Consider the following 20,033-nt stretch of genomic DNA (forward strand, 5'->3'; position numbering starts at 1 on the left):
AAAACCGGTTCGCTGTTTTTTATATATTCTTGTTGACATATGTAAACGACAGGTGTAGGGTAATAATTGAAATTACAAATGTAAACTAATTCGGACGAGGTGGAAATAATGGGACAAATGTTAGCATTAATTATTGGAGTAGTTTTAATTGTTGCGATTCTATGGTGGTTCTTTGGCAAGCATACCGAAGAGACTGGCAATGCGAGTGTTAACGGCCAGGTTCAGGAGGCCACGGTGGTCGTCAAGGGTGGTTACTCCCCTTCAACGGTTGTCCTGAAGAAGGGGGTTCCCGGTAAGGTTAACTTCGACATGAAGGACTCCACTGCCTGCCTCTCTCACGTTGTCTTCTCCAAGCTGGGGGTCGATGAGGACTTGACCAAGCGTCCCGTGACGACGGTGGATATTCCAACCGATAAGAGCGGTGAATACGACTTTGCCTGCGGAATGGACATGTTCCACGGGAAGGTAATTGTTAAGTAAGCGGTGATAAAGGGGAGCGATGAGGATGGAAAAATCAGTCAGAATTGATGTTAAGAATGGTTATGAACCACAGACGGTGGAAGTATCAAAGGGTGTTACCACTAAGCTGGTATTCAACCGGGCCAATCCGTCCGCGTGCCTGGAGCAGGTACAGTCCACGGACCTGAACTTTGCACAGGACTTGCCGCTGGGGGAGGATGTCGCAATTGCAATCACCCCTGAACATGCTGGTGAATACGAGTATTCCTGCGGGATGGGGATGTTCCACGGAAAGGTGGTTGTAAAGTGATGAAACACCTGACAAGTATCCAACGTTTCTGGATTTCGTTTGTCCTGGTAATTCCAATGTTGATTCAAATGCTGGCGATGCCGTTTCACTGGCACATGCCGGGATACAACTGGGTTGCCTTTGTCACCACCACGCTGATCATGCTGGTGGCGGCCTTGCCGTACTGGACCAGTGCCTGGGCAGCTTTCAAACACCACAATGCCAACATGAATACCTTGGTAGCGATTGGGACCTCGATTGCCTACTTCTACAGCCTATTTGCGATGATCACCAATCGGCCGGTCTATTTCGAGAGTGCGGCCTTCATCGCGGTCTTTGTCCTGTTAGGCGATACAATGGAAGAACGGATGCACAACAACGCCTCCAACGCCCTTAAAAAGCTGTTGGATCTCCAGGTCAAGAGTGCCGAAGTCTTGCGTGGTGGCAAGTTCGTCCAGGTTCCCCTCGACCAGGTCCAGGTTGGCGACATCATTCAGGTCAAGCCAGGGCAAAAGGTGCCCGTTGATGGGGTCATCACCAGCGGGAAAACAACTGTAGACGAGTCGATGATTACCGGTGAATCCATGCCGGTCACCAAGAAAGCCGGCGATAGTGTGGTTGGTTCAACGATCAATGGTGACGGGGCCATCCAGTTTCGGGCAACCAAGGTCGGTAAGGACACGATGCTTTCTCAGATCGTTGAGATGGTGAAGAAAGCGCAGACCAGTCACGCCCCAATTCAAAATCTGACCGACAAGATCTCGGGAATTTTTGTTCCGACAGTGCTGATTATCGCCATCGTCACCTTTGTAATCTGGTACAGCTTCCTGGGGGCCACCCTGGTGCAGGCCATGCTATTTGCGGTCGCAGTTATCGTGATTGCCTGCCCATGTGCCCTCGGGCTCGCCACCCCAACGGCGTTGATGGTTGGTACTGGTCGGGCCGCTAAGATGGGGGTGCTGATCAAGGATGGTCAGGCTCTGGAAGAGATCAACGATGTTCAGACCGTGGTCTTCGACAAGACCGGGACCATCACGGTCGGCAAGCCAATGGTCACGGATGTCGTGGGTGACCGGCAACGGGTTCTTACGGTGGCCGCTAGCTTGGAAGCGGCATCTGAGCACCCGCTGGCCAAGGCGGTCATGAACGCTGCCAAAGAAGACCAAGTTGAGGTTCAACCGGTTACCGACTTTGCGGCGGTTGAGGGTAAGGGCGTCCGGGCCGTGATCGCTGGCCAGCCAGCTTTTATCGGCAATGACAAGCTCTTAGCGGATTATCAGATCACCGCAGAAATGAAGCAACAGATGATTGCTTTGCAGGATGAGGCCAAGACGGTGGTCCTCGTTGGCCTGGCTAAACAAGTGATCGGCCTGATCGCTATTCAAGATGCTCCAAAGCTAAGTTCGGCTTCGGCAATTGCTGAATTGAAAGCACGGGGCTTGAAGACCGTCATGTTGACGGGGGACAACGAACGAGTTGCCAGTGCGATTGCCAAGGAGGTCGGGATCGACCGGGTAATTGCCAACGTTTTGCCAAATGAAAAGGCGGACCACGTCAAGGCCTTAGAGCAGGATGGCAAGGTTGCCTTTGTCGGTGACGGGATCAACGACGCCCCAGCACTGACAACGGCCAACGTCGGCATTGCCATGGGTTCTGGTACTGACATTGCAATTGAATCCGGGAGTATTGTCCTGGTACAAAACGACCTGCGTGGCGTGGTTAAGGCTATCGACATTAGCAAGAAGACCTTCAACCGGATCAAGCTCAACCTCTTCTGGGCCCTGATCTACAACGTCATCGGGGTGCCGATTGCAGCCGGAGTCTTTGTCGGCTTCGGTCTGCAGCTCAGTCCTGAGTTTGCCGCCCTGGCGATGGCATTCAGTTCCGTTTCTGTGGTAACCTCGTCGCTGTTGCTCAACCGTGCCAAGATTGGTGGAAGCGCCGCGAGTGGCCAGGTGGTTACCAGTCACTAATAAATTAAGAAGTTCTCCTGACCGGTTTCTCACCGGTAAAGTCCCGCGCCGGGTGCAAAGTCGGTGTTCGGGGCTTTTATTTTGCACCAATGAATAGTATAATCATTAACCATACATGTTAACGTGAACAATAAATAAAAATTATAAGAAGAGGATAGATAATGAGAATTGGAAAAGTAATTGCGGTTGTGTTAGTGATGGTCGTCGTATTCATGGGAAGTGTCGCCGCTAGTGCCAGTGTTGTGCATTCCCAGCAGGGACAAGCGCCAACCAGTACCTTTGTCAGCAACATGATCGGCATTCAGCAGCAGATGAGTAAGGCACCGATGGAATAATAATGCATTCACGGTGAACACAAAAAGGACCATGGCAGAATTTGTCATGGTCCTTTTTAGTGGTGTTTAGTAGTATGCACGCATCTCGTTAGCGAGCATAATGAACGGGCCCGTTCCCTTATGGTCGTTAACCACAATCGGCTCACTCATGTAGTAGGCAAAGGAGCCGTCCCGGTGGTTCGGGCCGCCGAGGCCGCCGACGTGGGCAATCTTATTGACGTTGACGTAGCCCTCGTTGGTGATTGAGATGAACTGTTGAAGGGCGTTTTCCCAGCCCTTCTTGAGGAAGGCCTGCCAGTCTTCTTGGTTTTCGAGGTAGCCCATCCGCAGTGACTTGGCGATGGCATTTAGGATCATCAGGCTCCCGGATGATTCAAGGTAGTTCATTGGCCGGTCCCCTTCGTCTGGAATCTGGTACCAGAGGTTAGTGGCGGGGTCCGCAACCTTTCTCAAGGCGTCCAACAGGTTCCGCAGGTTGGTGAGGATCTGCTGGCGGCCAGGGTTATCTTCGGGGAGGTATTCCAGGACGTCCGTCATGGCCATTACGTACCAGCCAATACTCCGGAGCCAGAAGTGCGGTGAGTGGCCATTTTCCTTGTTTGCCCAGTACATCTCCTTGGACTCGTCGACCGCGTGGTAGCAGAGCCCGGTATGCTTGTCGAGGGCGATGTCGTAGGACTTCGTAAACTGGTGGATGACGTCAGTGAAATCAGGGCCCTGGACGAAGTAATGAAGGTATTCGGCGTAGAAGACGTCACCCATGTAGATCCCATCGAGCCAGACTTGGTTAGGGTAGCTCTTCTTGTGCCAGAAGAGGTCGCTCGGGGTGCGGGGCTGCTTTTGCAACTGGTCAAACAGCCGGTCGAGGACGAGCTTGTACTTGGGATCCTTGGTGATGAAGTAGAGCTTTAAGAGGACCTTACCGTTGTTGATGTCATCAAGCCGGAAGAGCTCTGGGTCGTAACCCTTAACGTTGCCGTCATCATCAATGTAGGTGTCGAAGAAGTGCTTGATGTATTCCAGGTAGCGCTGGTCCTTGGTCCGTTCGTAGACGTCCATTACCCCGTTCAGCATCAGGCCATCCTCGTATTCCCACTTACCCTTGAGGTTAACCTCGGGTTCGCGTTTGAGCATTGTTTCGACGGCTTTGCCGGCCCAGTCGTCGGCGGGTGTTCCATATTGTTTAGTCATAGTTTCACTCCTCAGATATTGGTTGTTAAGTTCTGGTTGTTTTGATTGTGGAAAAGGATGTCCTCCTGGTTGCCAACGACAAGGAGGTCTCTTAGCTCACAATTCTTGGTGTTTTCGATGAAGAAGCCGCACTGGGCCAGTTCTGGTGCATCGGCGAACATGTCCGGTGCCGCGGGGGTGGCAGCGGGATCCAGGTAGAATGAACTGCTGGTGATGTGGACATCCTCGATCGGCATCTCAGGCAGCCCGTAGATTAGCCCGGCACAGGACCGAACGTTCTGGGCATTGATGTTTGAAATGCGGACGTGCTTGATTGCCGGGGTGATTTCACTGACCGGGTACGGGTGCTTGTCCCAGACCAGCTTCTCCTTGCCCTTGTCACCGCAGAAGTAGTAGAGATTCATGACCACGGGAGCAAGGACCCGGTCCATCACAATGTTTGAAATGATGATGTTTTCGATGATGCCGCCGCGTCCCCGCCTGGTCTTGAAGCGAATACCCCGGTCCGTGTTGGTGAAGGTGCAGTTGTTGATGGCAACGTTACGGATATTGCCGCTCATCTCACTGCCTAAGACCACCCCGCCGTGACCGTGGAGCATGTGACAGTTAGCGATGATGATGTTTTCGCAGGGAATGGCCTGGTCGGCATCCTCGGTCCCGGCTTTGACGGCAATGCAGTCGTCGCCGACGTCATACTTACTGTTGATGATCCGCAGGTTGCGGCATGATTCCGGATCGGTCCCGTCGGTGTTTGGCGAATCGGCGGGGTTCTTGACGGAGATGCTATCGATCAGCACGTCATCACAGTCGTAAGGGTGCAGGGTCCATGATGGCGAGTTGGTAAAGCGCAGGTCCCGGATCTGCACTCGTTGCGAGTGTTCAATCGACAGCAGGTAGGGCCGGGCGACGGGGACCTGTTTCTTCTTGAGCCGAAATTCATGCCACCAATCACTGCCGTTGCCGTCGATGGTCCCATGACCGTCGATGATCAGGTTGTGCGCGTGGTCGGCGTACAGGCAGGCCCGGTAAATATCGCATTCCCGACCCTCCCAGCGTGACCGGATGACGGGATACGCAGCGCGATCATTGGTAAAAAAGAGGACGGCACTGCTATCAACCGTGAAGTGCAGGTTGCTTCTCAGTTGTAATGAACTGACGGTGAACTGACCACCGGTAAGGATGAGGTGACCACCACCGGAGCGGGCCAGGTCATCAATTGTCTTTTGAATTGTGGTGGTTTCCTTACCGGCAAGTTCTTGCGCCGATAAAGTAACCACACTATCTTCCGCTTGCATAAAGAGCTTCCTTCCCAATTGCAATTTTATCGTGAACATTTTTTTGCAAAAATCGTATTAAGCGCTTACAAACATTCTAAGTCATTTAAGGATATTTAGTCAATGAAATTGTTAATACCTACGCAAAATCATATTATAAATCACCAAATATAATATTTTTTGACGCTCTAAACGTTGATATTAAAGCATTTATTGACAAAAAATCGAAAACGCTTTCAAAAATTCATTGATTAACAAGCAAACCGGTGTATAATTAACCTCGTTGAATGGAAACGCTAACAATACCAATTCCTTATTCAAACTCTGCTATTATTAGTGTTTTGTTTGGAGGTCTAAATAATGACTGCAAATAGTTCAACTGCTGGTTTACCAGCCGGTAATCGTAAGAAACACAAGATTACGATTATCACCAAGCTGGGTTATGGTTTTGGTAACTTCATTGGTGGTGGGGCGCTGTCAATTTCATCTGCATGGCTGCTCTTCTTCTACACCACGTTCTGTAACCTGCCAGTTTGGCAAGGGACATTGATCTTTACCATTGGGACATACCTGGATGTTATTGAAAACCCGTTGATGGGGTTCATCACGGATAACTTCAATAACACTCGCATCGGGCGTAAGTTCGGTCGGCGGCGTTTCTTCATTCTGTTGACAGTGCCGCTGATGTTCTGGTACCCAATGCTTTGGCAGGTCGGCCACTCATTCACTTACTACCTGGTAACGTACCTGATTTACGAGTGGTTCTACACTATGTTCAACGTTCCATACAAGTGCTTACCTGTTGAAATGACGAAGGACTACACGCAACGTTCTCAACTGAGTGGGTTCATGTCAGTCTTTGGCAAGATTGCCGGATTTGTTACTTCAGCATTGCCAGGGGTCTTCTTTGTCCTGTTGGGGAAGAACAACCCTCGTTCATACCAGATGGCAGTTTTGACTTACGCTGCCTGCATGGCTTTGGCTGCCCTGTGTGTTTACCTTGTTTCTTGGGAAATGCCCGTTTCTGAAGTTAAGACTGAAAAGGTCGGCGGCTTCTGGCGTGGTTTCGAAAAGATGTTCATCGATATTGTTTCAACGATGCGTAACAAGAGCTTCCGTTGGCACATCGGGATGTACGCCTTTGGTTTCGGTGGTGAATGGCTGTGGGCCGCTACCAACACCTACTTCTTCATCTTTGTTTTGGCCCAAAGCAACGTCTTTGTTTCCGGGATTAACTCCTTGAATAACATTCTGCAACTGATCTCAACCTTCTTCATCATGTGGGTCTTTGCCAAGTATGGTAAGGCTTCTAAGCCATACATGATTGCTCTGGGAACGGTTATCTTCTCCATGGTTGCATGGTGCTGTGTCTGGTTTGCCGGCGCAACGTCAATGACCTGGTTGATCTTTGCCATCAGTGTTGTTTACGGCCTGGGTACTGGTGCCGTTTACTACATTCCATGGGCTAACTACGCATACATGGCCGATGTCGATGAAGCCATTACCAACCGTCGTCGTGAAGGGATTTACTCCGGTGCCATGACGATGATGGGTAAGATCATGCGTGCTACGATCATGCTTGTCTTAGGGGTTGTTCTTTCTGAGACTGGCTTCGTTAAGGGTCGTCCAACTCAACCACTGAGTGCTCAATGGGGGATTGTCATGATTCTGCTGATCGGTGTCTGTGGTCTTGAACTGCTGGGTATCTGGAGTTCTAAGCACATGCACGTCACCCGTGATACGCTGAAGATCCTGAACGCGGAAACGAAGCGTCGTCACCAAGGTGGTAGACCAGAAGACGTTGATCCGAAGACCAAGGCCGTTGTCGAAGATCTGACCGGCTTTAAGTACGATCAATGCTATGGTAACAACAATGTTGGTTTCCACACGAAGCCGCAAGCTGAGGCCCAAGTGGAAACGACAAATGACTAACTAAGGAATTTTGGGAGCTGTAACGGCTCCTTTTTTAGTGGGGAACAGGATAATGAAGATTAAAATTACTAATAATGATCAGATCCAAGAAGTGCTGGATGACCACCAGGAAGAATTACTGGCGGCCCACCCGACTTCGATTGTGATTGAACCGGGGATTTACCGCGAACGCGTCCACCTGTACGGAAACAACGTGACGGTGATCGGGCAGCCGCCGGTCATCATTACTAACGGGCTGGGAGCGCTGGCCCTGGGGCATAATAAAACCTTCTTTACGGCAACCTTCTTGTGTGAGGGACAAAACATTTCCCTGACTGGCCTGACAATCGTAAATAGTGCCGGCCTGGGTGAAAACGTGGGGCAGGCCGTCGCGTTTTATGGCAATGGCGACCGTTTTAAGCTGCATGACTGTGCGTTTCTGGGCAATCAGGATACCCTGTGTCTGGGGCCGATTATTCAGCAGAATCGTGATGGCAGTACTACAGAGACACCGGTGAAGGCAAGAGAATTGCTAACGGCGCGATATGTGCTGACGGAGTGCTTTATCCAGGGAAACGTGGACTACATCTTTGGCGGTGGGTCGGCCCTCTTTGAACACTGCCGAATCAGCAGTACGCCAAATGGCCGTTTTGACGATGGCTATATCTGTGCGCCCTGCACGGAAAAGCAGCGGCCGTTTGGCTTTGTCTTCAACCAGTGCCAGATTGTGGCCGATCGCGGTGCCGACGGCCATTACCTGGGACGGCCGTGGCGCCGCTATGCCAAAGCTTATTATCTTGACTGCCAACTCGCACCAAGTTTGGCGCACAGCGGCTGGCATGATTGGGCAGGCGATCCGGATTCCACGACCGATTGTGACTTTCGGACGTACGGCTGTACGCCAGCGGTGAGACAGCAGTCGTGGACCCGCGCTGGGGATGAGGTGCCGGCTGCACTTCAAAAGCAGCTTAACGATTATTTCGGTCTGGACCGCTAGAATTGAATAATTCAAAAACGGCATCGTGCTTCGAACGCATGATGCCGTTTTTAATACGATGGTGACGGGGTTATTTAAGCTGGAGGGCGTACTTTTGATCTAGCCGGCGAACCAGCTGGACGGCAGAGTCGAGGTCCTTTTCCTTGGTGGCCTCAAAGGTCGCGTAGGTGAATGGCTTGAGGCGGTTGATGAAGGCGATGTAGCGCTCGGCATCGACAACCCCGGTGCCAAACGGAACGGTTTCCTTGTGACCGTTGACGAATTGGACATCCTTGAGGTGGAACGTACAGATACGGTCTCCGTACAGCCGGGCGGCGGTTTCGAGGATCTGCTCCTGCTGGCCTTGATTCTCGACCGAAATCAAGTTGGCTAGGTCAAAAATCACAAAGAGGTTGGGGCTGTTAACCGCGTCCAGAACCCGCCGAACAGTGTAGTTGTCATAGAGGGGGTGGTTGACGCCCGGTTCGATCGCCAGGAGGCTGCCCAGCTTTTCAGCAGTCCGGCTCATCTTCGTGACGGCACTGACCACCCGCTGCAAGGCGCTTTCGGTGTAGTTGTCCTTGGTGTAGCCGAGGGGAGAAAGAACACTCCCCGTTTCCGTTCCCACCACGGCCGCCGGCAAGAATTTCTCGGCAACCAGGCTATCGTAGAAGGACTGCAGGTTTTGCTGCTGCTTGGCCCGATCGTATTCGATGATGTTGACGTAATTGCCGAGAACGGAGATCTTGACGTGGGCCCGCTTGAACTTGTCGGCGATCATCGTCAACATTCCGGGCGAATATAAGTCGGTACTGTTGATCACCTCGGGGGGTAAGAACTTAAATGGTGCAAATTGAACGTTGTTAAGACCATAGTTGCTGGTGACCGCAAACAAATGCGCGAAGGTATGCACGCTCGTGTCGTGGGCCCGCAGACCAAGATTAATACTCATATTTAGAACACCTCATTCTTGAATTTATAAAAATTAATATTTTTATTTTATGATAGCACTTTCAAAGATAAAAGAAATATATTTTCCTTATTAGAAACGTCTAATTAACAAATGTCAAATTTAGCCAATTAAAATTCAATAAATTAATTATTCCAGTTAAATAGTTTATAAAATATTTTTTGATAACGCTTGCAATATAAATATTATGGTTTATAATAATACTCGAATAAGGAAATGGTATTTCTTTTTAGGAAACGGAGGAATTAACAAATGAGCTTTAAGATGGTAACGCGCTATGCTCATAGTCCAAAAGATATTCAACATTATGATACTAAACAATTACGACAAGAATTTTTAATGGAAAAGATTTTTTCATTGGGTGACATTCTTCTTACCTACACGTACAACGATCGGATGATCTTCGGCGGGGTAACGCCAAAGGCTGGCGAACCGCTGGAAATCAAGCTTGATAAGGATTTGGGAGTAGATTACTTCCTGCAACGGCGTGAACTGGGCTTCATCAACATCGGTGGGAACGGCTCCGTGACGATCGATGGTCAAGAAGAGAAGATTGTGGCCCACGATGGTTACTATATTGGAATGGGTGCTAAGCACGTTGTCTTCGCTTCGGATGATGATAATGATCCGGCCAAGTTCTATGTTGTTTCTACCCCAGCACACAAAACGTATCCTAACAAGAAGCTGCCATTCAAGGATGCGATCGCAATGCCGATGGGCGACCAGGAGCACATGAACAAGCGGACGATTTACAAGTACATCGATGCCTCAAGCATGGACACCTGCCAGCTGCAGATGGGGTACACGGTGCTTGAACCTGGGAACTCATGGAACACCATGCCTTGCCACACCCACGCGCGGCGGATGGAAACCTACATGTACTGCGAATTTGGCGACAAGGATACTCGGGTCTTCCACTTTATGGGGAAGCCCGATGAATCCAAGCACATCGTCATGGAACCGGAACAAGCAGTTGTCAACCCAAGCTGGTCAATTCACTGTGGGGTTGGGACAACCAACTACTCCTTCATCTGGGCAATGTGCGGTGAAAACCAGACCTACGACGACATGGACATGGTCGACATGCACGATTTGAAGTAAGGAGGATTTAAATGCCACAATCACAAGAAGAAATTAAGCAAAACGAGGCGGCCCTCGACAAGTTCAAGATGTCGGCCTTTGACCTTTCCGGTAAGGTGGCCATCATCACCGGTGGGAATACCGGGCTGGGCCAAGGCTATGCGGTAGCATTAGCCGAGGCCGGCGCCGATATCTTTATCCCAACCTACGGGACTCAAGGCTGGGACGATACACGGGAAATGATCGAAAAGCGTGGCCGCAAGGTTGAATTCATGGACGTGGATTTGACCAAAAAGGGCATTGCTCAGGAAGTTGTCGACCGGGCAATCGAGACTTTTGGCCACATTGACATCCTGATCAACAACGCGGGGATGATCAAGCGGAACCCAATCCTCGAATCAAAGGATAAGGACTGGGACGCGGTAATCAATATCAACCTGAACGCTGTCTACCACATGTCAATGGCCGTAGCGAAGGTCTTTGCTAAGCAGGGCCACGGTAAGATTATCAACATTGGTTCAATGCTGTCATTCCAGGGCGGTAAGTTTATCCCATCATACACGGCGTCAAAGCATGGGGTTGCCGGACTGACCAAAGCGTTTGCCAGTGAAATGGGTGCTTATGGTGTTCAAGTCAACGCCATCGCCCCCGGCTACATTAAAACGGCGAACACGGCACCAATCCGGGCTGATAAGGCCCGCAATCAAGAAATCCTCGATCGGATTCCTGCCGGACACTGGGCCGAACCGCATGAGTTGATGGGGGTTGCAGTATTCCTGGCGAGCGATGCTGCCAACTACGTCAACGGTACGATCATGCCGGTTGACGGCGGTTACCTCGTCCGGTAGCAAAACATACATACATTAATCTGGCTAAAGTAGTTGGGTCCACACCTCCTTCTGGATCTAGCTGCTTTAGTTTTTTAATATGGTAAAATGCTGAGTGAGTATGTAAAGTGGGTGAAATAATGGAAAACAAACTCTATGGAACTGTCTTATTAAAAGCTAAACAGATCCTTGATTACATTGCTGAAGCGGCGGAGGCTCCGACCCTCAACGACCTAAGCAAAAACATTGCCATTTCTAAGCCGACGATCTATAAGATATTAAAAACGCTTGAATATTGTGGCTACGTTCGGGCGGAGGGTGACGATAAGCGTTACCGCCTCGGGACGGTCTTCTTGCACTACGCCGAATCGGTCAACCGCTCAATCAATATTATTGAGATTGCGCGGCCAGCCTTGCGCAAGCTGCGGGACGCCACGGGGGAGACAATTAACCTGGGGATGGTTCAGGATAACAGCATTATCCTCCTTTCCAAGCTGGAGAGTACGCACAGTATTAAGCTGGTGTCGATTGTCGGCGGCAAGATGAATATGTATTCCTCCTCAATGGGGAAGGCGCTGCTGGCAGAATACTCGGACCGCCAATTGGACAAGTACTTGGCGACGGTTAAGCCGCAGAAGCTGACCGAAAACACCATTACTGACCGCGAAACTCTAATTCGGGATCTGGCGGCAACCCGGCAGCGCGGGTATTCAATTGATAACATTGAAAACCAGCCAGGGGTCTACTGCATCGGTTTCCCCCTGGTTTCACAGGGCCATATCTATGGGGCCTTCAGTATCAGTACCCCCCAGTACCGGATCACCGAGGAGAAGAAGAAAAAGTTTGTCCAGTTGGGCAAGCAGACCCAGCAGGAGATCCTGGCCCAGCTGTAGCCGGGGGTTAGTCAAGTGCCAAGCGGGAAGCGATGTGGTAAGATACTACTAGTAAACGCTTACGAAAAATTAGACTAAGGAAACATGACTAATGGATGAATGGATGAATTATGAACAATTTGACCGGCAAACCTGGCACAGCTTTTTCCCGACCAATAAGGTCCGCTTAAGTCAGGACAACTTGGAAGACATCAAGTCCCTGAATGACCGGATCTCGATTCAGGATGTTCAAGATATTTACCTCCCCTTGATCAAACTGATCCAGCTGCGCTACCAGAACTTTTTGGAGTGGCAGATGCAAAAGGCCAACTTTCTTCGCCAACCAGTCCACCGCGTTCCCTACATCATCGGGATCGCTGGTTCGGTGGCGGTTGGGAAGAGTACGATTGCCCGCCTGCTCAGTATCCTGCTTAATAAGCTCCTACCGGATAAACGGGTCGAATTGATGACCACGGACGGTTTCCTTTACCCTAACGCGGAACTGGAACGGCGGGGGATCATGGACCGGAAGGGATTTCCGGAATCCTATGACATGGAGCGACTCCTGAAGTTCTTAAATGACGTCAAGGCGGGAGAACCGGAACTAAAGGCGCCAACGTATTCCCATCAGGTCTACGACGTTCAGCTAGACCGGCCGCAGCTGATTGAGCAGCCCGATATCCTGATCGTCGAAGGGATCAACACCCTCCAGCTGCCGACGAACCAACGCCTCTATGTCAGTGACTACTTTGACCTGTCACTGTACGTCGATGCCGATCCGGACCTGGTCGAGCAGTGGTACCTGCAACGCTTTGGGATGCTGCTGGATACGGCCTTCACTGATCCATCCAACTACTACTACCCATACTCCCAGGGAGACCGGGATGAGGCTTTTAAGATGGCCCGGGACGTCTGGCAGCGAGTCGACTTGCCGAACTTAGAGGAGTTCATCCTGCCGACGAAGAATCGAGCCAACGTGATCCTGCATAAGACAGTGGGCCACATAGTTGATCGGGTTTACTTGCGGCGAGATTAGCCGTACCTATTGATGAGCCAGTCGGTCAAGAGGGTTATTGGTATTGCCGGGTCCTGGGACAAAATGTCGGCGGCCCGGAAGACGATCAGGAGCTTTTGGCAGTCAGCCGGGAGCGTGCGTAAGCTGGCGGTCGCCCGGTCATACTCGCGCTGGTTGCGGACTGAATATGCGAATTGAATATATGTGCGTTGCTGATGACGATCGGCAATGAAGGTGAACCGTTTGTTGGAGTAGACTAAATAGCCCCGACGGATGAGTTCAATAAAGAGGAGTGCCTCCAGATTTGGCTGGGAGAGTGCTCCTTTTTGATTGGTTAGGTAGTTGCGCAGGCCGGGGTCGACCGGGTAGTACTTGGCGTTGGTTGGTTTGACCTGGTTGGTAGCGAGGTCGAGTTCGTGGCAGGGATAGAAAAGGTAGGTATCGGCAAGCACGGAGAGATAGGTGCTCAGGGTCTTGCTTGACGCGGGAATGCCGAATTCCTTTAAGCCGCTGACGGCCCGGGAGGCGTTAAGGGGCGCACCCAGTTGGCCGGCGACGAAAATAGCCAGCTGCTTGGTCAGAAATGGGTTGCACAGGGTGCTGTGTTTGGTAAAGCCATTGACAAGGATGGTGTTTAACACCCCGTCCAGGTAGCTTTCCCGGGTGAGCTGGTCACGGACGTCCTGGGCAAAGGGAAAACCGCCAATGTTAAGGTATTGATAGAGACCCTGCTGGTTGGCCGGCTGATGCTGGTGCTGGCAGAATTCGGCAAAGCCCAGCGGCAACACCGGGATAATAAGCAGCCGGGCCTGAAGGGGAGCCAGCCGGTCTAAAAAAGATTGTGAAGCGGCGGTCACGTAAAGGCTAACATTACGGTGCTTGATAATCTCCTGCAAGAAGGGCAGGACATGGTCAAGCTGGTCGAGCTCATCGAGAAAGAGGTAGTTTTTCTTTTTCTCGATGAGCTTTTTACTTATTGAAGCAGCGAGCGGGTGCCAATCGACCAGTTGCCGCCGGTGAAGCTGGCCGAAATTGAAGAAGTGAATCTGGTTATTGGCAATCCCGTGCCGGCGCAGCGAATCTTTTACTTGTCTTAGTAAAATTGTCTTCCCGCACCGTCGAACGCCGATAATGACTTTAATGCACTGGATGTCGGTGCACTTCTCTAATTGGTCTAGCTGAATTGATCTGATAAACATCTTTGATTTCTCCGTTCTGATATAACCTATCGGACCATTTTAACAGTAATTGGACTATCCGGCAAATTTGGAATTAATTCCAAATTCATTACCAATATTGGTGCATATTATCTGGTAAAATTGGTAAATTTTAGTAAAAACAATTGGCGTGGGGACTGAAGGGCGAACGGTTGCGCAAAAATTGATCAAAGAAATCTGCTTGACACTCCATCACAGACCGCTTAAGAAATTAGGCATGCTTTAACGAGCGGAAAAATGACTAAGGAGATATGACGATGAAGATTTTTGCAGATACGGCAAATGTCGAAGATATCAAAAAGATTAACGAACTCGGGATCATCGATGGGGTCACCACAAACCCTACCCTGATTGCCCGGGAAGGGAAAGACTGGGAGAGCGTCGAAAAGCAGATCTGTGCCATTGTCGACGGCCCGGTCAGCGCGGAAGTGACTGCCGAAGAGGCCCCGGCGATGATTGAACAGGCCCGGGAGCTGAGCAAGTGGGCGGACAACATCGTGGTTAAGATCCCGATGACTGCTTCGGGTCTCAAGGCGGTTAAGGTCCTGGCCCAAGAGGGGATCAAGACCAATGTCACCCTGATTTTCTCAGCCATGCAGGGGCTGCTGGCGGCTAAGGCTGGTGCCACCTACGTCAGTCCGTTCCTTGGCCGCCTTGACGACATTGGGGCGGACGGGGTCGAACTGGTCCAAAAGCTTCGTCAGATTTTTGATAACTACGGCTACCAAACGGAGATCATCGCGGCGTCGATCCGTCACTACCAGCATGTCGAGCAGGTCGCCCTGGCCGGTTGCGACATCGCGACGATCCCGGCCAAGATCCTGGTTAAGCTATGGAAGCATCCATTGACGGATCAGGGCTTGGCAGCCTTTGAGAAGGATTGGGCGGAGTTTGAACGCTTGCAGAAATAAAAAATAGAAAGGTGAATGGTGATTAGGATGCTAAAGAGTGTTTTGCCATCACAAGGTTCCCGGCAATTGCCGCTGGAGATTATCACGAAAAATAGTGTGATTACGATCAACGACTATGCCTGGATCGAATGTCACAGCGAGGGGAGCGGGTTGGCCGGTCGCAATATTTGCCGGGCGCTTACTGCCCATCGCCGGCTGTTTATTTGCCTCGATGAAGGTGATCAGCGCTTGCAGCCTATGCAATTCTTCGAGGAGATTCTGGCCCAGCTTGCGGGGCTGTTCCGCAATGTGACTGCGTCCTCGATTAATCAAGTGACCATCGTTTATCGGCCGCAGTGGTCTTTTGATTGCTGGCTTCCCGCGGACGCCCAACGTATTCGAATTGCCCACCGCCAAATCCGCGACCTCCTTGCCGGCCGATATGGCCTTCAGAAAGCGCGTCAGGTGGCAATCGTCTATGGCGGCCAGCTGCTCGAAACGGCTCAAAACCAGGTAATGAATGACATTAACGTGGATGGGTTGCTCTGCGATCCATTTTTCAAACGACACGAAGAAAATGAGGTAAGAAAATGATTACTAGTCGAAACGCGTCAGTACTGCTGGCTCCGCAGTCGCAGTTCACTGAACAAGACCAGCAGGCGGTGGACGCCCTGCGCTTTATGAGTATTGATATGATCGAACGGGCCCATAGTGGCCACCCTGGTTCGCCGATGGGAATGGCCCCGCTGGCGTACACCCTTTGGGAGAAGTTCATGCACTTCAACCCGACTGATCCCCAGTGGCTGAACCGTGACCGCTTTGTTCTCTCCGGTGGACACTGTTCGTCGCTTCTGTACAGTCTTCTGCATTTCAACGGCTTTGACCTGTCGATCGACGACCTCAAGGACTTTCGGCAGCTTGACTCCCGGACTCCAGGCCACCCCGAATATCGGTTGACACCGGGAGTGGATGCCTCCACTGGTCCCCTGGGTCAGGGATTCGCGATGGCGGTGGGGATGGCGATGGCCGAGCGGCACCTGGCACTTTTGTACAATAAGCCCGGCTATCCGATCATTGACCACTATACCTACTCGATCGTCGGGGATGGCGACCTGATGGAGGGGATCGCCAGTGAAGCGATGGCGCTGGCCGGGAAGAACCGGTTGGGCCGGCTGATCGTGCTCTACGATTCCAACGACGTTTCGCTGGATGGCCCGCTAAATCTCAGCTGCAGTGAGCAGGTCGGGGAACGCTTCATGGCCGCCCACTGGGACTACCAGTTGGTTCCAGATGGTGGTGACTTGGATGCCATCGCCAAGGCGATCATCCGGGCTCAGAAATCAGCCCAACCGTCCCTGATTGAGGTCAAAACGACAATCGGTTATAACTCACCAGATGAGGGAACCAGCAAGGTCCACGGTTCACCGCTGGGGGCCGCCAACCTGGCCATTACCCGGGAAAACTACGGCTGGGAGTATCCGCCGTTTGAATACCCGGATGCTGTATATCAGCAATTTGCCGAGTACGTGTTTGACAAGAAGAAACGCTACAACGAGTGGCAGGGCCTCTTCGCCGATTACCAGCGGGAATTTCCTGCCGAAGCTGCTCAACTGACGAATCAGCGCCTGGACATTCGGGACCTGACTAACCATCACCAGTCTGGGGAGCAGGTCTCGACCCGGGTGGCCAATTCCGAGGCGATGCAGGATCTTGCCAAGCGGAACCCGCAGCTCTGGGGCGGTTCGGCGGACCTCTTCTCGTCCAACAAGACCCTCTTGAAGGACTATGACACCTTCAAGCCAGCTAACTACGGGGGCCGGAATATCTACTTTGGTGTTCGGGAGTTTGCGATGGCGGCGATCACCAACGGGATTAACCTTCATGGCGGCAGTCGGGCCTATTGCTCAACCTTTATGGTGTTCAGCGATTACCTGAAAGCCGCGATCCGCCTGGCTGCACTGCAAAGGGTGCCGTCAATCTTCATTCTGACCCATGACTCCTTGGCGGTGGGGGAAGACGGCCCAACCCATGAGCCGGTTGAACAACTGGCAATGCTGCGGACGATTCCGAATGTCCAGGTCTTCCGGCCGGCCGACGCCAACGAAATGGTTGCCGTTTGGCAGACGATCGCCAAGACGACCGACCGGCCAAGCGTGATCATTGCTTCCCGCCAGGGCCTGCCCGTCCTCGATGAAACCGTTGGGGCGCTGGGCGAACGGGGCGCCTACGTGGTGGCCGACACCCATAAGCCAGAAGGAATCATCATGGCGAGTGGGTCGGAACTATCCTTGGCCCTGGCCGCACGGGAACGTCTAGCAAAGCAACACGGGATCAAGGTCCGGGTCGTGTCGATGGTCAGCATGGAACGCTTTAACCAGCAACCAGCGGCCTACCGCGAGCAGGTGTTGCCGGATAATATCCGTACCCGGTTAGCCGTCGAGATGGCGTCACCGGTCATGTGGCGCCAGTATGTGGGGATTGACGGTGACGTGATCGGGGTCGACCAGTTTGGCCAGAGTGGGGATGGCCAAACGATCACTGCCCGGTACGGCTTCACCGTTGATAATGTTGTTGAACGCTTTTTAGCGATGAACCGAAAGGAGGATGAAAAATGATTACAGTTGTTGACACAGAGCACAACCAGCTTGATGAGCAGGCAGGGACTCAGGAACTAGCACTTCTGGCGGCAGCTTTGAACGATTAATCTGACTAAAATTATCCATCAATTTACACATAAACATTCCTTTGCAACGGATCAGCGACCGGCTGGTCCGTTTTTTAAGCTGATTTTCGCTATTTGGGGATGAACATTCGCCCGGCTTGTGGATATAATAAGAATGACGGCAAAAACACAACAATTAATCACCAAATGTGGTTGACCGTCCGGCTTCTAGCCTGTAAACTAGCCTCTAAGAATAAAATTTCAATCAAAGGAAGTGGCATTGTGGCAAACGTCAATTTAGATGCATTCGATAAGATCATCGTGCTTGATTTCGGGAGCCAGTATAACCAGCTGATTACCCGCCGGCTACGAGACTTTGGGGTGTACTCCGAACTGCTGTCGCATAAGATTACGGCCGCCGAGGTCAAGAAGATCAAGAACCTTAAGGGGATCATTTTCTCCGGTGGGCCAAACAGTGTGTATGATCCAGATGCATTCAAGGTTGATCCAGAAATTTTCAAGTTAGGGATTCCAATCCTGGGAATCTGCTACGGGATGCAACTGATGTCCTATGATCTCGGTGGCAAGGTCGAAAAGGCCGAAAACTCCGAGTATGGTCGGGCCGACATCGAGGTGCTCGATGACGATGCAGTCCTTTTCAAGGGCCTGCCAAAGAAGCAGTATGTATGGATGAGTCACGGTGACCTGGTTACCAAGGCTCCGGATGGTTTCAAGGTGACGGCCACCAGCAAGAACTGCCCAATTTCTTCCATTGCCGACGATGAGCGGAAGTTCTATGGGATTCAGTTCCATGCCGAGGTCCGCAACTCCGAATACGGGCTCGACATCCTACGGCGCTTTGCCTTTGACGTTTGTGGCGCCAACGATAACTGGACGATGGATGACTTCATCGACCTGCAGATCGAACATATTCGTAAAGAAGTCGGCGACAAGAAGGTCATCCTCGGCCTCTCCGGTGGGGTCGACTCCAGTGTCACGGCGGTGCTGATCCACAAGGCGATCGGCGACCAGCTGACCTGCATCTTCGTGGACCACGGCCTGTTGCGGAAGAACGAGGCCGACCAGGTCATGAACGCCCTGAACCGGGACCTGGGGGTTAACATCATCAAGGTTGACGCGGCCGACCGCTTCCTGGGTAAGCTGAAGGGCGTTACTGATCCCGAAAAGAAGCGGAAGATCATCGGTAAGGAATTCATCGAGGTCTTCAATGAAGAAGCCAAGAAGATTCCGGATGCCGACTTCCTGGCCCAGGGGACCCTGTACACCGACGTGATCGAATCCGGGACGGACACGGCCCAAACGATCAAGTCCCACCACAACGTTGGGGGCTTGCCAAAGAAGCTCGGCTTCAAGCTGATCGAACCACTGCGGAAGCTCTTCAAGGATGAAACCCGTGAACTGGGTGAAAAGCTGGGGATTCCGCACGAACTGGTTTGGCGGCAGCCATTCCCTGGTCCCGGCCTGGGAATTCGGGTGATCGGCGAAATCACGCCTGAAAAGCTGGAAATCGTGCGTGAATCTGACGCCATCCTGCGGGACGAGATCAAGAAGGCTGGCCTGGACGAGAAGATCTGGCAATACTTCACCGTCCTGCCGGGCATCCGTTCCGTCGGGGTCATGGGTGATGGCCGGACCTACGACTACGCGGTTGCCATTCGGGCCGTGACCTCGATCGACGGGATGACCGCCGACTTTGCCAAGATTCCATGGGATGTTCTGCAGAAGATCTCAGTCCGGATCGTAAACGAAGTCGACCACGTCAACCGGATCCTTTACGATGTCACGAGTAAGCCGCCTTCGACGATTGAGTACGAGTGATATTATAGGACAATATGAAGAGGGAAGCCTAAGATAACGGCATTTGTAGAGGTTCAAATTTGGTAGAAAAGGCAGTTAAACGCAAGTTGTCTACCAAAAAGTCTACCAAAATTACCAACAGATAATACGGCAAAAGGTACTACGCAAATTCAAATTGTGTAGTACCTTTTGTTAATTTCTTAGCGATAATAATATGATGGCAGATTGCAAGAAATAACTTGAACGAATTTAATGACGTAAATTAAGCAGGAAG

The 20,033-nt window shown here is 51.5% G+C and carries 18 protein-coding genes; 14 read left to right on the forward strand and 4 right to left on the reverse strand.

Annotated features, from left to right (window positions below; all coding sequences use genetic code 11):
* Nucleotides 1-108 precede the first annotated feature (108 nt).
* From ACI31J_RS00360 to ACI31J_RS00375, 4 genes are all read left to right on the forward strand, one after another.
* Complete coding sequence (locus ACI31J_RS00360) at nt 109-480, forward strand: cupredoxin domain-containing protein (protein ID WP_439772484.1); 372 nt, start codon at nt 109-111, stop codon at nt 478-480.
* Nucleotides 481-505: 25 nt separating this feature from the next.
* A complete protein-coding gene (locus tag ACI31J_RS00365; RefSeq protein WP_439772485.1) occupies nt 506-769 on the forward strand; it encodes a cupredoxin domain-containing protein in 264 nt (87 codons plus the stop codon).
* The gene (locus tag ACI31J_RS00370; RefSeq protein ID WP_439772486.1) at nt 769-2,721 is read left to right on the forward strand and encodes a copper-translocating P-type ATPase; all 1,953 of its coding nucleotides are present in this window, start codon (nt 769-771) and stop codon (nt 2,719-2,721) included. Before ACI31J_RS00365 ends, ACI31J_RS00370 begins: the two co-directional genes overlap by 1 nt.
* Before the next feature lie 161 nt (nt 2,722-2,882).
* On the forward strand, nt 2,883-3,056 hold the full coding sequence (locus ACI31J_RS00375) for a hypothetical protein (protein ID WP_439772487.1): 174 nt from the start codon (nt 2,883-2,885) through the stop codon (nt 3,054-3,056).
* 66 nt (nt 3,057-3,122) lie between these two features.
* Here ACI31J_RS00375 and ACI31J_RS00380 read toward each other — a convergent pair whose 3' ends face one another.
* Both ACI31J_RS00380 and ACI31J_RS00385 read right to left on the reverse strand, forming a co-directional pair.
* Complete coding sequence (locus ACI31J_RS00380; RefSeq protein WP_439772488.1) at nt 3,123-4,247, reverse strand: glycoside hydrolase family 88/105 protein; 1,125 nt, start codon at nt 4,245-4,247, stop codon at nt 3,123-3,125.
* Between the two features lie 11 nt (nt 4,248-4,258).
* Nucleotides 4,259-5,542 (reverse strand): glycoside hydrolase family 28 protein, encoded by a 1,284-nt coding sequence (locus ACI31J_RS00385; RefSeq protein WP_439772489.1) that lies wholly within the window; start codon nt 5,540-5,542, stop codon nt 4,259-4,261.
* A gap of 339 nt (nt 5,543-5,881) precedes the next feature.
* Here ACI31J_RS00385 and ACI31J_RS00390 point away from each other — a divergent pair, with 339 nt between their 5' ends.
* Both ACI31J_RS00390 and ACI31J_RS00395 read left to right on the forward strand, forming a co-directional pair.
* Complete coding sequence (locus ACI31J_RS00390; protein ID WP_439772490.1) at nt 5,882-7,453, forward strand: MFS transporter; 1,572 nt, start codon at nt 5,882-5,884, stop codon at nt 7,451-7,453.
* 52 nt (nt 7,454-7,505) lie between these two features.
* Nucleotides 7,506-8,429, forward strand: coding sequence for a pectinesterase family protein (locus tag ACI31J_RS00395; protein WP_439772491.1), 924 nt, complete (start codon nt 7,506-7,508; stop codon nt 8,427-8,429).
* A gap of 70 nt (nt 8,430-8,499) precedes the next feature.
* On the opposite strand, the gene ACI31J_RS00400 is transcribed toward ACI31J_RS00395, so the two are convergent.
* A complete protein-coding gene (locus tag ACI31J_RS00400; protein WP_439772492.1) occupies nt 8,500-9,360 on the reverse strand; it encodes a sugar phosphate isomerase/epimerase family protein in 861 nt (286 codons plus the stop codon).
* A gap of 270 nt (nt 9,361-9,630) precedes the next feature.
* Between ACI31J_RS00400 and kduI the strand changes: the two genes are divergently transcribed.
* From kduI to coaA, 4 genes are all read left to right on the forward strand, one after another.
* Nucleotides 9,631-10,479, forward strand: a complete 849-nt coding sequence (gene kduI, locus ACI31J_RS00405; protein ID WP_439772493.1) for a 5-dehydro-4-deoxy-D-glucuronate isomerase — start codon at nt 9,631-9,633, stop codon at nt 10,477-10,479.
* A gap of 11 nt (nt 10,480-10,490) precedes the next feature.
* Complete coding sequence (gene kduD / locus ACI31J_RS00410; protein ID WP_439772494.1) at nt 10,491-11,306, forward strand: 2-dehydro-3-deoxy-D-gluconate 5-dehydrogenase KduD; 816 nt, start codon at nt 10,491-10,493, stop codon at nt 11,304-11,306.
* 119 nt (nt 11,307-11,425) lie between these two features.
* The gene (locus ACI31J_RS00415; protein ID WP_439772495.1) at nt 11,426-12,178 is read left to right on the forward strand and encodes an IclR family transcriptional regulator; all 753 of its coding nucleotides are present in this window, start codon (nt 11,426-11,428) and stop codon (nt 12,176-12,178) included.
* 91 nt (nt 12,179-12,269) lie between these two features.
* Nucleotides 12,270-13,193, forward strand: coding sequence for a type I pantothenate kinase (coaA, locus tag ACI31J_RS00420; RefSeq protein WP_439772496.1), 924 nt, complete (start codon nt 12,270-12,272; stop codon nt 13,191-13,193).
* On the opposite strand, the gene ACI31J_RS00425 is transcribed toward coaA, so the two are convergent.
* The gene (locus tag ACI31J_RS00425) at nt 13,190-14,371 is read right to left on the reverse strand and encodes an ATP-binding protein (protein WP_439772497.1); all 1,182 of its coding nucleotides are present in this window, start codon (nt 14,369-14,371) and stop codon (nt 13,190-13,192) included. The two genes, coaA and ACI31J_RS00425, sit on opposite strands and share 4 nt — an antisense overlap.
* 275 nt (nt 14,372-14,646) lie before the next feature.
* Between ACI31J_RS00425 and fsa the strand changes: the two genes are divergently transcribed.
* The 4 genes from fsa to guaA all read left to right on the forward strand — a co-directional run bounded on the left by fsa (nt 14,647) and on the right by guaA (nt 19,780).
* Entirely contained in the window at nt 14,647-15,300 is a 654-nt protein-coding gene (gene fsa, locus ACI31J_RS00430; RefSeq protein ID WP_439772498.1) for a fructose-6-phosphate aldolase, read from the forward strand.
* A gap of 27 nt (nt 15,301-15,327) precedes the next feature.
* Complete coding sequence (locus ACI31J_RS00435) at nt 15,328-15,873, forward strand: triose-phosphate isomerase (RefSeq protein WP_439772503.1); 546 nt, start codon at nt 15,328-15,330, stop codon at nt 15,871-15,873.
* Nucleotides 15,870-17,894, forward strand: a complete 2,025-nt coding sequence (gene tkt / locus ACI31J_RS00440) for a transketolase (RefSeq protein WP_439772499.1) — start codon at nt 15,870-15,872, stop codon at nt 17,892-17,894. The genes ACI31J_RS00435 and tkt overlap by 4 nt, the downstream gene beginning before the upstream one ends.
* A 329-nt stretch (nt 17,895-18,223) precedes the next feature.
* Nucleotides 18,224-19,780, forward strand: a complete 1,557-nt coding sequence (gene guaA, locus ACI31J_RS00445) for a glutamine-hydrolyzing GMP synthase (protein WP_439772500.1) — start codon at nt 18,224-18,226, stop codon at nt 19,778-19,780.
* Nucleotides 19,781-20,033: the final 253 nt, after the last annotated feature.

Origin of the sequence: Limosilactobacillus sp. (assembly GCF_051873075.1) — a bacterium.
Taxonomy (GTDB): domain Bacteria; phylum Bacillota; class Bacilli; order Lactobacillales; family Lactobacillaceae; genus Limosilactobacillus.